Genomic DNA, 13,381 nt, shown 5'->3' on the forward strand with positions numbered 1-13,381 from the left:
TCAAAGGGATAATCGGGTCACCAAATGCCGTCGTTCCCGCGAAGGCGGGAACCCAATTTTGCGTGAACGGAGACGGTATTGCCCGTGGTCCGCAACGAACTTGGGTCCACGCCTGCGCAAGGACGACGTTTCAAATGACGTGGCCTCAATCGACGGCTGCGGCCTTGATTTCCGCGTCGTGGTGGCGCTGCTGTTCTTCCATCACCATCAGCCCCAGTTCGCGCTTGAGCGCATTGAATTCGGGCGCCGCCGGATCGCGCAGGCGCGGCAGCTCGACGAGCATGTCGCGCTTGATGGTGCCGGGCCGGTACGTCATCACGACGATGCGGTCGGCGAGGTAGATCGCTTCCTCGATGCTGTGCGTGACGAAGATGACGGTCTTCCTGAATTCCGCCCACAGCCGCAGCAGCTCGTCCTGCAGGTTGCGCCGCGTGAGGGCGTCGAGCGCGCCGAACGGCTCGTCCATCAGCATGATCGGCGAATCCAGCGCCAGCACGCGCGCGATTGCCACGCGCTGGCGCATGCCGCCGGACAGGTCTTTCGGATAGCGTTTCGCGAAGTCTTCCAGCGACAGGAGCTTCAACAGTTCGGCCACGCGCGCCGCGATCTGCGCGCGCGCCATGCCCTTGATCTCCAGGCCGAAGCCCACGTTCTGCTCCACCGTCATCCACGGGAACAGCGCGTATTCCTGGAACACCATGCCCCGTTCCGGCCCGGGTCCGGCGACCGGCACGCCGTCGGCCAGCACCCTGCCCGACGTGGGCGGCGCGAAGCCGGCGATGGCGTTCAGCAGGGTCGACTTGCCGCAGCCCGAAGGCCCCAGCAGGCAGACGAACTGGCCGTGCGGGATCTCGAGGCTGATGTCCTGCAGCGCGACCATGCGGCGGCCGTCGCCGTCGAACACTTTGCTGACGTTGGCGATGACGAGGTGGGCTTTTGCGTCAGGGACGGTCATGTCAGTGCTCCAGGCCACGGTGCCAGCGCAGCAGGTAGTTGTTCAGTTTATTCATGCCGACGTCGATGGCCAGCCCGAGGATGCCGATCGTGATCATGCCGGCGATGATCTTGTCCGACCAGAAGTACTCGCGCGCCTCGGAGATGCGGAAACCGAGGCCGTTGTTCACGGCGATCATCTCGGCCACGATCACGACGATGAACGCGGTGCCGATGCCGATCCGCATGCCGGTCAGGATGTACGGCACGGCCGCCGGCAGGATCACGCGCAGGAACATCGTCGGGCCGCTGGCGCCCAGGTTGCGCGCCGCGCGCAGGTAGATGCCGTCGACCTGGCGCACACCCGCGATCGTGTTCATCAGCACGGGAAAAAAAGCGCCCAGCGCGATGAGGAAGATGGCCGGCGGGTTGCCGAGGCCGAACCACAGCATCGACATCGGGATGTAGGCGATGGGCGGAATGGGCCGCAGCAACTGGAACAACGGATTCAGCCAGGCATGCGCGATGCGGCTCGCGCCCATGGCGAGGCCGACCGGCAGCGCCAGCGCGGCGCCGACGAGGAAGCCGACGAACACGCGGTACAGGCTGCCCATGGCGTCGGTGAGCAATTCGCCGGAGACCATCCACGCGAGACGTCCCCCGCCGTTGGCCTCGTGCCAGGCCGCGAAGTCCTGCAGCGGCAGCAGGTAGGCGACCCACTTGCGCCACACCTGCAGCGGCGACGGCAGGACGTGCTCGTTGACCCATCCCCTGCTGACCACCAACTGCCAGATCGCGATCGCGACGACCGGCACGACCAGGCCGATTGCGATGTCCTGCCACCTGCGTTTCGTCATTTGATCCCCCGTACGCAAATGGTGGGCGGCCTCCGCCCACCAAACGTTCACTTGATGTTCAGGCTTTTCTTGGCCTCATCCAGCAGATCCGTCTTGACCCACTGCTTCGCCACGGGCGGCTTGGACATCCGCCCGACGCCCGTCTTGACCATGATGTCGGTCGTGGTCTGGATGTGCTCCGGCGTGATGTCGTAGGTGTACGGCGAATTGCTGATCGCGTCGTCGAAATCGTCCTTGGTGATCTGGCCCTTGAACACGACTTCGCGCACGTACTTCTCGGCCAGCGCGCGGTCCCGGATGAAGGCGCTCGTGGCCATCACGAAGCAGCGCATGAATTTCTCGGCCACCGCATGCTTCGTGTCGTGGAACTTCTCGGTCATGACCATCGTCCGTATCGGCTCGCCGATCGGGGTGTCGTACGGCTTCATGACCTCGACGCCGTAGCCCTTGTTGATCGCCTGCGACGACTGCGGCTCGGACTGCATCATGACATCGATGTTCTTGCCCAGCAGGGCCTGGTTGAGGTCGGCATAAGCCAGGTAGATGATCTGCACGTCCTTGCCGGGCGCGGTGTCGGCGGCCAGGCCCGCCTTCTGCAGCTCGGCCATCAGCAGGACTTCCTGGATGCCGCCGCGCGTCACGCCCACCTTCTTGCCCTTGAGATCCTTCACGCCCTTGACGTTGGCGTCCGGCCGCGCGACGAGGCGCACGCCGCCCTTGGCAAAGCCGGCCACGACATAGATCGGCGCACCGCCGGCGCGGCCCGAGATGGCGGCTTCGGACGCCGTCGCGCCGACGTCGAGCTCGCCCGCGATGATGGCCTGCATCACGTCCAGGCCTTTCGCGAACACGCGTTCCTCGACCTTGATGCCGCACTTGGGCGCGATTTCCTTGATATACGAGACCGCGCCGTAGTGCGCGAACTTGAGGTTGCCGAGGCGGACCACGTCCTGGGCCTGGGCGCCGCCCGCGGCCAGCAGCGCGGCGACGACGAGGGTCTTGCGAAACACGGTTGCTTTCATTCTGTCTCTCCGATCGGGGTCGAACTCTTATTGGAATGAACGACGTGATGCAGCTCTGGAAAATAAACTCGAAGCAACACATTGTCAAACTGCCCAAGCAGCTTTTACCAAGAATCAACCCTGCCGGTTGACTGCGCAGCTTGCGAATGGCTGAATACAGGTCTTGTCCGGGGAAAACGCGCCCCGACATGGGGTAAAATGGCGGGCTGCACGCCGCCCGCTTATATATATCAGTACAAAAGGTAGAACATGCTGGATAACCTGACCCAACGCCTTGCCAAGGTCGTCAAGACGATGCGCGGCGAGGCCCGCCTCACCGAGGCGAACACCGCCGAGATGCTGCGCGAAGTGCGCCTGGCCCTGCTCGAAGCCGACGTGGCGCTGCCGGCCGTGCGCGAATTCATCGCCAAAGTGAAGGAGAAGGCGCTGGGCGAGGAAGTCATCGGCTCGCTGTCCCCCGGCCAGGCCCTCGTCGGCGTCGTGCAGAAGGAACTGGCCGCGCTGATGGGCGCCGACCTCGGGCCGGAAGCGTCGCAGCTGTCGTTCGCGCAGCAGCCGCCGGCCGTGATCCTGATGGCCGGCCTGCAGGGTGTCGGTAAAACGACCACCACCGGCAAGCTCGCCAAATACCTCAAGGAAGAGAAGAAGAAAAAGGTCCTGACCGTCTCCGCCGACGTCTACCGCCCCGCCGCGATCGCGCAGCTGGAATCGGTGACGAAGCAGGTCGGCGCCGACTTCTTCCCGTCCACCGCCAGCGACAAGCCGGTCGACATCGCGAAGAACGCGCTCGACTGGGCGCGCCGCCACTACCACGACGTCGTCATCATCGACACGGCCGGCCGCCTGGCCATCGACGAGGCGATGATGCAGGAAATCGCCGCCGTGCACGCGGCCGTGAATCCGATCGAAACGCTGTTCGTCGTCGACGCCATGGTCGGCCAGGACGCGATCAACACGGCGAAAGCCTTCAACGATGCGCTGCCGCTGACCGGCGTGATCCTGACGAAGCTCGACGGCGATTCGCGCGGCGGCGCGGCGCTGTCCGTGCGCCACGTGACGGGCAAGCCGATCAAGTTCGCCGGTGTGTCGGAAAAGCTGGACGGCCTGGAAGCGTTCGATCCGGCCCGGATGGCCAACCGTGTGCTGGGCATGGGCGACATCCTCGCGCTGGTCGAGGAAGCGCGCAAGGGCGTGGACATGAAGGCCGCGACCGACATGGCCAACAAGATCAAGTCGGGCGGCAAGTTCGACATGAACGACTTCCGCGCCCAGCTCGCGCAGATGAAGAAGATGGGCGGCATGGCCGGCCTCCTCGACAAGCTCCCCGCCCAGTTCCAGCAGGCGGCCAGCGGCGCCAATATGGATCAGGCCGAAAAGCAGGTGCGCCGGATGTGCGGCATCATCGACTCGATGACGCCGCTCGAGCGCGCCAAGCCGGAACTGATCAAGGCCAACCGCAAGCGCCGCATCGCGGCCGGCGCCGGCGTGCAGGTGCAGGAAGTCAACCGCATGCTGACGCAGTACGACCAGATGAACACGATGATGAAGAAGCTCAAGGGCGGCGGCCTGATGAAGATGATGCGCGGGATGAAGGGCATGATGCCCGGCATGCGCTGACCTTCGACGCTTCGCAAAAGCCGTGCGCGACCACCGTCCCGCACGGCTTTTTTACGCGTGGGACGCCTGTTTTTTCACTCTAGAGAGGCCCGGGTAACACAACCGGCAGATTTAGGGCTTGTAAGAGTGAAAAAATTTCGAAAAAGACTTGCACGAACACTAAAACCCTACCAATATAAGCCGGGTGCGCTCACGCGCAAATTTCCATGTGTTCCGTTTAGGAGGCTCGAAGATGGCAACAGCCAAAAAAACCACTGCAGCACCCGCCAAGAAAGCCGCTGCCAAGCCTGCTGCGGCGGCGAAGCCGGCAGCGAAAAAGGCAGCGGCTCCTGCCAAAGCAGCAGCACCGAAAGCAACCGCAGCAGCAAAGAAGCCGGCGGCGGCACGCAAGCCCAACGCCGCTTTCATGAAAGAGATGACCCCGTCGGCGCCGCTGGCTGCCGTCGTCGGCGCGAAACCGCTGCCGCGCACCGAAGTGACCAAGAAGGTCTGGGACTACATCAAGGCGCAAAACCTGCAGGACGCGGCCAACCGCCGCATGATCAACGCCGACGACAAGCTGAAAGCCGTCTTCGGTGGCAAGGCGCAGGTGTCGATGTTCGAAATGACCAAGCTGATCTCGGATCACCTCAAATAAGAAGACCTGGCTGGCTGTCCCACTGGCCCCGATACAAAAAGCCCCGGCGAGCCGGGGCTTTTTGCTATGTGCTGCGCCGCACGTAGGGTGGGCTCTCCGAGCCCACGCGTGACGTATGCAGTTTGCCGGCATCATGCGTGGGCGGAGGCCGCCCACCCTACAGGAGCAACGATGCGATTCGATCTGGTGGACCTGCAATTGTTCCTGCACGTGGTGGATGCCGGCAGCATCACGGCAGGCAGCCAGCGTGCGCACCTGGCGCTGGCATCGGCCAGTGAACGCATCCAGAACATGGAAGCGGCGCTGGGCGTGCCGCTGCTCGTGCGCGGCCGGCGCGGCGTGCAGCCGACGGCCGCGGGCCTCGCCCTGCAGCGCCACGCCCGCCTCGTGTTCCAGCAGCTGGCGCGCATGCGTGCGGAACTGGGCGAGCACGCGGCCGGCCTCAAGGGCCAGGTGCGGCTGCTGTGCAATACGGCGGCACTGAGCGAATACCTGCCGGAAGTGCTGGCCGGCTTCATGGCGCGTCATCCGGACGTCGACATCGACCTGGAAGAGCGTACGTCCAGCGACATCGCGCGCGCGGTGCGCGAAGGCGGCGCGGATCTCGGCATCGTGGCCGACACGGTCGATCTGTCCGGCCTCGAGACCTTCCCGTTCTGCACCGACCGCCTCGTGGCCGTGGCGCAGCCGGCGCTGGCGCGCACGCTCGTCACTCAGGAGGGCCAGGCCGTGGCGTTCGCGCGCCTCGTGGATTTCGACCACGTCGCCCTGACCGGCGACAGCGCCCTGTTCCGCTACCTGAGCCAGCAGGCCGAGCGCGCCGGCCGCACGCTGCGCGCGCGCGTACGCCTGCGCAGCTTCGACGCGGTGTGCCGCATGGTGGAGAGCGGGGTCGGGGTCGGCATCGTGTCCGAACCGGCCGCGCGGCGCTGCGCGCGCACGATGGACATCGCGGTGCTCGAACTGGCCGACGCGTGGGCGTTGCGGCAGCTGTCGCTGTGCATGCGCAGCTTCGACGAGCTGCCGCGGCACGCGCAGCAACTGGTGGAAGAAATCCGCGCGTGAGCGTGGGCACGGGGTGCCCACCCTACGATTGTCACGATGCCGTAGGGTGGGCTCCCCGAGCCCACCAAACACCGGCACGATTACCGGCTGGAGACCATCACGTCCTGCTTGAATTGCCAGTTCTTCCACGCCGCCAGCACCGCATTCGGATACTCGGGCCGTCCGCGGCTGCCGTTGTAGCGCCCCAGCGCGAGGTACAGGTTGCCGCCTTCCATGTCGATGTACATGCGCAGGATCGAGCAGCCGTAGCGCAGATTGGTCTGCATGTCGAACAGCGCGCGGCGGTTCGAATCGCCGATGACCTTCGTCCAGAACGGCATCACCTGCATGTAGCCGCGTGCGCCGACCATCGACACGGCGTACTTGCGATACGCCGACTCGACCTGGATCAGGCCCAGCACGAGGCCCGGATCGAGGCCCGCGCGCGTGGCTTCGTACCAGGCGATTTCGAGGAATTCCGTCCGCGTCTGCTCGTCCGGCAGGCGGCGCTTGAGGCGCGCCGACATCGCATCGAACCACTGCTGGTAGCGCACGCGCGCGACCTCGTCGCGGAACACCGGCTTGGGCGGCCGCCCATCGCGGATCGCGTTTTCGAGCGCCAGCCGGACCGAATCGGCCAGCGCTTCCTCTTTCTGGTTGCCGGCCTGCGCCGCGCCGCTGCTCAACAACGCAGCGGCGAGCAAGACCGGGCCGAGCCGGGCTGCCGCCCGGCCAATCAACCGTTGTGCCATCACTTGCCCAGCTTGGCCTTGATGACGCCGACCATGTCTGCAGCCGGGACAGCGGTTGCCTCGGCATCGCGGCGGCCCTGGTATTCCAGGTTGCCTTCCTTGAGGCCGCGCTCGCCGATCACGACGCGATGCGGCACGCCGACCAGTTCCCAGTCGGCGAACATGGCGCCGGGACGCAGGCCGCGGTCGTCGACGATGACGTCCACGCCGGCCGATTGCAGCTCGGCATACAGGCGATCGGTCTCGGTCTTGACCAACTCGCTGCGGTCGTAGCCCATCGGGCACAGCACCAGTTCGAACGGCGCGATGGCGTCCGGCCAGACGATGCCCTTGTCGTCGAAATTCTGCTCGATGGCCGCGCCCAGGATGCGGGTCACGCCGATGCCGTAGCAACCCATCTGCATCGGTGCCGGCTGGCCCTTCTCGTCCAGGTAGACGCAGTTCATCGCGGCGGAGTATGCCGTGCCGAGCTGGAACACGTGGCCCACCTCGATGCCGCGTTCGATCGCGAGCACGCCCTTGCCGTCCGGTGCGGCGTCGCCTTCGACCACGTTGCGCAGGTCGGCGACGGCCGGTTCGGCCACGTCGCGGCCCCAGTTCACGCCCGTCAGGTGGTATTCGGCTTCGTTGGCGCCGCATACGAAATCGGCCATGTTGGCGACGGTGCGGTCGGCCACGACGTTGACCGGCTGCTTCGTCCCCACCGGACCGAGGTAGCCCGGCACGGTGCCGTAGGCGTCCTGGATTTCCGCTTCGGTGGCGAAGCGGAAGGTGGCCAGGCCCGGCACTTTCGAGACCTTGACTTCGTTCAGCTCATGGTCGCCGCGCAGCAGCAGCAGCCAGTTTTCCTTGACCTGCCTGCCGTCGACTTCCTTCTCGACCGTCAGCGCGATCGATTTCACCGTCTGCGCCAGCGCGATGCCGAGCTGCTCGGCGACCTTCTCGCACTTGGTCGTGTTCGGCGTCGACACCTTCGTCAGCGGCTGCGTGGCCGCGCCGCGCTGGGCGATCAGCGGCTGCGCCTCCGCCGCTTCCATGTTGGCCGCGTAGTCCGACGTCGGGCAGTAGACGACCGCGTCCTCGCCGGTGCTGGCGATCACGTGGAATTCGTGCGAGCCGGTGCCGCCGATCGCGCCGTTGTCGGCCGCCACCGCGCGGAACTTCAGGCCGAAGCGGGTGAAGATGCTGACGTAGGCGTCGAACATCGTCTGGTAGGACTTCTGCATGCCTTCGACGTCACGGTCGAACGAATACGCGTCCTTCATCGTGAACTCGCGGCCGCGCATCAGGCCGAAGCGGGGACGGCGCTCGTCGCGGAATTTCGTCTGGATGTGATAGAAGTTCAACGGCAACTGGCGGTACGACTTGACCTCGGTGCGCACGACGTCGGTGATGACTTCTTCCGACGTCGGCTGCAGCGCGAAGTCGCGGCCGTGGCGATCCTTCAGGCGCAGCAGTTCGGGGCCCATCTTGTCCCAGCGGCCGGTCTCCTGCCACAGTTCGGCCGGTTGCACCATCGGCATCAGGAGTTCGAGCGCGCCCGCCTTGTTCATCTCTTCGCGGATGATGCCCTCGACCTTGCGGATGACGCGCAGGCCCAGCGGCATGTAGGTGTAGATGCCGGAGCCGAGTCGCTTGATCATCCCTGCGCGCATCATCAGTTTATGGCTGACGATCTCGGCGTCGGAGGGCGCTTCTTTGAGCGTCGAAATAAAAAATCGTGAGGCGCGCATATCGGTGAATTCTTTTTAAAAAGAGAGGGTTATAATCGACCTAATTTTAAAGGATTAGCTGGCTGATGCATCCAATCTTTATACAAATGGGTCCGAAACAAGTGGTGCATGCTGTTGTTCCTGTGCAGGTTGACGACTTCAGCACCTGAGGAGCCTTGCAAAACCGTCACGACAGCAGGTTTGGCAACGCTCCGGGGATTTGTAAGTAAAAATGTAAGAGGGATCGGCCGGCAGAAAGTTTCGAGGTGAATTATGCTCGATCGTGAAGGGTTCCGCCCCAACGTCGGCATCATCCTGCTGAACGCCAACAACGAGGTGTGGTGGGGCAAGCGGGTGCGTGAGCATTCTTGGCAATTTCCGCAAGGGGGTATCAAATACGGCGAGACGCCGGAACAGGCGATGTACCGCGAGCTCGAGGAAGAAATCGGCTTGCGCCAGGAGCACGTCAAGATCGTGGGCCGCACCCGCGACTGGCTGCGCTACGAAGTGCCCGATCACTTCATCAAGCGCGAAGTGCGCGGTCACTACCGTGGGCAGAAGCAGATCTGGTTCCTGCTCCGCATGGTGGCGCGCGACAACGACGTCAACCTGCGCCTGACCGACCATCCCGAATTCGACGCCTGGCGCTGGCACGACTACTGGGTCCCGCTGGACGTCGTCATCGAGTTCAAGCGCGACGTGTACCAGCGCGCCCTGCAGGAGTTGTCGCGCTTCATCACCTGGCCCGCGAACGGCGATCGCCGCCACAGCTCGCGCTACCTGCGCCAGCCGCACGAGCGGCGTGGCCAGAACGGCAACGGCGGCGGCGGTGGCAAGGCGGCGGCGGCAAACAATGCCGCCAACGCCAGCAGCAAGGCGGTGGCGGTCGCCAGCAAGGCCATCGCCGACGCGGCCGGCAGTTCCAAGATGGTGTTGGCGCAGCAAGGTGTGACGCGCAAGGAGTAAGGCGCGAGTAGCGCAGGCGCAACAAAACAAAGGCAAAGCAGCCGTGTGAACGGTTGTCTTTGCCTTTTTTACATTCTCGTAATGTAATTTTTACAAAATTGCGTTGTAGAATTATTGTCATGATGACCAGCGCCCTGCTCCGCTCCCGGTTCGCCCGGACCGCCTTTCTGCTCTGCCTGCTGTCCGGCGTCGCCCACGCCGACGACGACACGAAGCACTGCACCTACATCGACGTGGCCGACCTCCCCATCCGCTACACGGGCGAAGGCCTCATCCCCGCCGTCGATGGCACCATCAACGGCACGCCGGCCGTGATGCTCGTCGACACCGGCACCTCCATGACGGCATTGACCATGAACGCCGTCACGCGGCGCGATATCAACCCGTTCATGACGGGACGCTGGATCGAAGGGTTCGGCGGCAGCTCGCGCCTCTACTCCGCGCGGCTGAAGGAATTTTCGGTCGGCCCGACGCACAACGCCCGCCGCATCGAACTGAACGTCATCGGCAGCACGTCGGCCACGCCCCCGTTCGACGCCATCCTCGGCGCGCCGTTCCTGCTGCAGATGGACCTGGAACTCGACCTGCGCGCCAAGCGGATGAAATTTTACCATCCGCGCGACTGCGCCAAGGCGCCGCTGCTGCTGTGGAAGGAAGCCACGGTCGTGCTGCCGTTCGAGCGCAACTACGGCAAGAGCCCGAACCCGCACTTCACCGTCATGGTCAACGGCAAGGAGATGGACGCCATCATCGACTCCGGCGCCCACCGCAGCTTCATGATGCAGGACGCGGCGAGGCGCGCCGGCATCGACGTCAACGGGCCGGGTGCGATCCGCATGGGAGATACCGGCGGCATCGGCACCGACCGCGTGCCGTACTGGATCGCCCCGGTCAAGACCGTGCAGTTCGGCGACGAAACCATCCGCGACGTGGAGCTCGGCGTCATCGGCTCGGCGGGCTCGCAAGGGGCCGACCTGTTCCTGGGCGAGGACTTCCTGCGCGCGCACCGCGTGCTGTTCGCGATGAGCCAGGAAAAACTGTACATCGCCTACCTGGGCGGCGACGTGTTCACGCGCGGCACGGGTCTGGAACCCTGGATGCGCGCGGAAGCCGACGACGGCAATGCCGATGCCCAGTACGCGCTCGCCAGGATGTATTACGACGGCCGCGGCGTGGCGCGCGATCCGGCCCAGGGCGACGCCTGGCTGGACAGGGCCGTGGCGCGGGGCCAGCCGAACGCCAACCTGCTGCTCGGCCGCCGGCAGATGCTGGCCGGGCGCCTCGACACGGCGATCCCGCAACTGCGGCGCGCGCTCGACCAGTTGCCGGCCGACCGCCTCGGTCCGTTGTGGCTGTACATCGCACGCGTGCGCCATGGCGACGCCGCACTGGCGCAGACGGAACTGGAAGCGGCAATGAAGCAGCAGAAGGAAGACGACTGGCCCGCGCCGATCGCCGATTTCTACCTCGGCAAAACGAATGCGGCACGCCTGCTGGAAGAAGCGGGCAAGGATGCGCAGATGGCGCGCACGCGCACGTGCATGGCGCAAGCCTACATGGCGGAATGGCATGACGCGCGCGGCGACGCGGCCGAGGCCAGCGCGCTGCGGGCCACCATGCGCACGAACTGCGCCCCCGCGCCCGCCGCCGTCCCGAAGCCCGCGCCGGCACCCGTGCCCGCGCCGCTGCCGACCGGCGGCGCCGCGGCGCTGGACGGCGCGCCTTGAAACTTGATGGCAACGCATGCGGGGCGGACCGGTGACCGCCCTGCGGGACGGGCATCATCGCGCTACAATGACGCCCTTCCTCCAGTTCTTCCGACGGTTCCCGCCATGTTCACCCCCTCTTCCCACGACGTCCGCCGCTTCTTTTGCGAGGCCTTGCGCAAGCGCCGCGCCGGCGAGATCCTGACCCCGATGGACGCCATCGCCGCCGACTGGATCGACCAGCATCCCGAGTACCACGACGAGCTGGCGGATGCCGAGGAAGCCGTGGCGCGCGACTACGCCGTCGAAGGCGGCAAGCCGAATCCGTTCCTGCATTTGTCCATGCACCTGTCGATCACGGAGCAGGTATCGATCGACCAGCCGCGCGGCATCCGCGCCGCGTTCGAGGCGCTGGCCGCGCGCGTGGGCGAGCACGAGGCGCATCACGAGATGATGGAGTGCCTGGGCGAGATGATCTGGTCGGCCCAGCGCCACGGGACCCAGCCGGACACCGACGCTTACGTCGCCTGCGTGCGCAAGCGCGTGCGTTAATCCAGCTTGTCGTCGGCCACGCGATAGCGCGGATCTTCCGGCAGGTTCACCTCGATCATGTCCTTCGCACGCTCGAGCAGCGCGCGGCAGTCCGGGCTCAGGTGGCGCAGGTGCAGGCGCTTGCCGAGGGCGCGGTAGCGTTCCGCCAGGCCGTCGATGGCCTGGATCGCCGAGTGGTCCGCCACGCGCGCGCGACGGAACTCGATCACGACGTCCCGCGGGTCGTCCCTCGGCGCGAACAGCGCCTGGAAGCCGCCCACCGACGCGAAGAACAGCGTCCCTTCCAGCTCGTAGACTTTCCAGCCGCCGGCGTCCTGCGACGTCGTGACGCGGATCTCCTTCGCGTGCTGCCACGCGAACACCAGCGCCGACACGACCACGCCCACCAGCACGGCCGTGGCCAGGTTGAAGACGAGCGTTACGCCCGCCACCAGCACGATCACGAGCGCGTCGGCGCGCGGCACCTTGCCGAACAGGCGGAACGTGCCCCATTCGAACGTCTTCTCGCAGACGACGAACATCACGCCGATCAGCGCGGCCAGCGGGATCCGCTCGATCACGCTGGAACCGAACAGGATGAACGACAGCAGGAACAGCGAGGCGCAGATGCCGGACAGGCGGCCGCGCGCGCCGTTGCCGACGTTGATCATGCTCTGGCCGATCATCGCGCAGCCGCCCATGCCGCCGAAGAAACCGGTGACGACGTTCGCCACGCCCTGCGCCAGGCTTTCGCGGTTCGGCTGGCCGCGCGTGTCCGTGATCTCGTCGATCAGCGTGAGCGTCAGCAGCGTCTCGATCAGGCCCACGCCCGCCAGCACCAGCGAATACGGGAACACGATCTTCAGCGTCTGCAGGTCGAACGGCACGTCCGGCACGCGGAACGCCGGCAGGCCGCCCGCGATGGAGCCGAGGTCGCCCACGGTTTTCGTCTGGATGCCGGCGAAGTGCGCCAGCAGCGCGACGGCGAGGATGCCGACCAGCGTGGCCGGGACGGCTTTCGTGATGCGCGGCGTCAGGTAGACGAGCGCCATCGTGAGCGCGACGAGGCCGAGCATCGTCCACAGCTGCGTGCCGGCCATCCAGCCGCCGCCCACCTTGAAGTGCTCGAACTGGGCGACGAAGATCACGATGGCGAGGCCGTTGACGAAGCCCAGCATCACGGGATGCGGCACCATGCGGATGAATTTGCCGAGCCGCGCGGCCGCGAACAGCATCTGCAGCACGCCCATCAGCACGATGGCGGCAAACAGGTATTGCACGCCGTGCTGGACGACCAGCGCCACCATGACGACGGCCAGCGCGCCGGCCGCGCCGGAAATCATGCCGGGCCGGCCGCCGAACGCGGACGTGATGAAGGACACCAGCACGGCGGCATACAGGCCGGTCAGCGGCGCCACGTGGGCGACCAGCGCGAAGGCGATGGCCTCCGGGACCAGGGCCAGCGCGACCGTCAGGCCGCTCAATACGTTCGTCTTGATGTGGGAAGGGGATACGTCGGGCACGGCGGCACTCCAAAAAAACAAATCCCTCCGGCCGATGCGGCAGGAGGGATTCCAGATGATCCGGATGGGCCGTCATTGTAA

12 protein-coding genes are annotated in these 13,381 nt (G+C 65.7%); 6 read left to right on the top strand and 6 right to left on the bottom strand.

What is annotated here, in order from left to right:
• Positions 1 to 145: 145 nt before the first annotated feature.
• From ACEN9Q_RS21930 to ACEN9Q_RS21940, 3 genes are read right to left on the bottom strand one after another with little or no spacing between them, the layout of a single operon-like run.
• Positions 146 to 955 (bottom strand): ABC transporter ATP-binding protein, encoded by an 810-nt coding sequence (locus ACEN9Q_RS21930; protein WP_495626027.1) that lies wholly within the window; start codon positions 953 to 955, stop codon positions 146 to 148.
• Between the two features lies 1 nt (position 956).
• Positions 957 to 1,790, bottom strand: coding sequence for an ABC transporter permease (locus ACEN9Q_RS21935; protein WP_495626028.1), 834 nt, complete (start codon positions 1,788 to 1,790; stop codon positions 957 to 959).
• A gap of 47 nt (positions 1,791 to 1,837) precedes the next feature.
• Entirely contained in the window at positions 1,838 to 2,812 is a 975-nt protein-coding gene (locus ACEN9Q_RS21940) for an ABC transporter substrate-binding protein (protein ID WP_495626029.1), read from the bottom strand.
• A gap of 249 nt (positions 2,813 to 3,061) precedes the next feature.
• Here ACEN9Q_RS21940 and ffh point away from each other — a divergent pair, with 249 nt between their 5' ends.
• The 3 genes from ffh to ACEN9Q_RS21955 all read left to right on the top strand — a co-directional run bounded on the left by ffh (position 3,062) and on the right by ACEN9Q_RS21955 (position 6,131).
• Positions 3,062 to 4,429 carry a signal recognition particle protein gene (ffh, locus tag ACEN9Q_RS21945; protein WP_495626030.1) on the top strand — a complete coding sequence of 456 codons (1,368 nt, stop codon included), beginning with the start codon at positions 3,062 to 3,064 and terminating at the stop codon, positions 4,427 to 4,429.
• Positions 4,430 to 4,661: 232 nt separating this feature from the next.
• Positions 4,662 to 5,066, top strand: coding sequence for an SWIB/MDM2 domain-containing protein (locus ACEN9Q_RS21950; protein ID WP_075793316.1), 405 nt, complete (start codon positions 4,662 to 4,664; stop codon positions 5,064 to 5,066).
• A gap of 171 nt (positions 5,067 to 5,237) precedes the next feature.
• Complete coding sequence (locus ACEN9Q_RS21955; protein ID WP_056441518.1) at positions 5,238 to 6,131, top strand: LysR family transcriptional regulator; 894 nt, start codon at positions 5,238 to 5,240, stop codon at positions 6,129 to 6,131.
• Positions 6,132 to 6,211: 80 nt separating this feature from the next.
• Here ACEN9Q_RS21955 and ACEN9Q_RS21960 read toward each other — a convergent pair whose 3' ends face one another.
• Both ACEN9Q_RS21960 and ACEN9Q_RS21965 read right to left on the bottom strand, forming a co-directional pair.
• On the bottom strand, positions 6,212 to 6,862 hold the full coding sequence (locus tag ACEN9Q_RS21960; RefSeq protein ID WP_056450155.1) for a lytic transglycosylase domain-containing protein: 651 nt from the start codon (positions 6,860 to 6,862) through the stop codon (positions 6,212 to 6,214).
• Complete coding sequence (locus ACEN9Q_RS21965; RefSeq protein WP_495626031.1) at positions 6,862 to 8,595, bottom strand: proline--tRNA ligase; 1,734 nt, start codon at positions 8,593 to 8,595, stop codon at positions 6,862 to 6,864. The genes ACEN9Q_RS21960 and ACEN9Q_RS21965 overlap by 1 nt, the downstream gene beginning before the upstream one ends.
• Positions 8,596 to 8,847: 252 nt before the next feature.
• On the opposite strand from ACEN9Q_RS21965, the gene ACEN9Q_RS21970 reads away from it, so the two are divergent.
• From ACEN9Q_RS21970 to ACEN9Q_RS21980, 3 genes are all read left to right on the top strand, one after another.
• On the top strand, positions 8,848 to 9,540 hold the full coding sequence (locus ACEN9Q_RS21970; RefSeq protein WP_082548378.1) for an RNA pyrophosphohydrolase: 693 nt from the start codon (positions 8,848 to 8,850) through the stop codon (positions 9,538 to 9,540).
• A 119-nt stretch (positions 9,541 to 9,659) separates the two neighbouring features.
• The gene (locus ACEN9Q_RS21975; RefSeq protein WP_495626032.1) at positions 9,660 to 11,267 is read left to right on the top strand and encodes a retroviral-like aspartic protease family protein; all 1,608 of its coding nucleotides are present in this window, start codon (positions 9,660 to 9,662) and stop codon (positions 11,265 to 11,267) included.
• Between the two features lie 105 nt (positions 11,268 to 11,372).
• Positions 11,373 to 11,798: a DUF1841 family protein gene (locus ACEN9Q_RS21980; protein WP_495626033.1), complete on the top strand. Its 426-nt coding sequence runs from the start codon at positions 11,373 to 11,375 to the stop codon at positions 11,796 to 11,798.
• Here ACEN9Q_RS21980 and ACEN9Q_RS21985 read toward each other — a convergent pair.
• Positions 11,795 to 13,300 carry a SulP family inorganic anion transporter gene (locus ACEN9Q_RS21985; protein WP_056450181.1) on the bottom strand — a complete coding sequence of 502 codons (1,506 nt, stop codon included), beginning with the start codon at positions 13,298 to 13,300 and terminating at the stop codon, positions 11,795 to 11,797. The genes ACEN9Q_RS21980 and ACEN9Q_RS21985 overlap by 4 nt on opposite strands.
• Positions 13,301 to 13,381: the final 81 nt, after the last annotated feature.

Source organism: Massilia sp. Masssp93 (genome assembly GCF_059491295.1).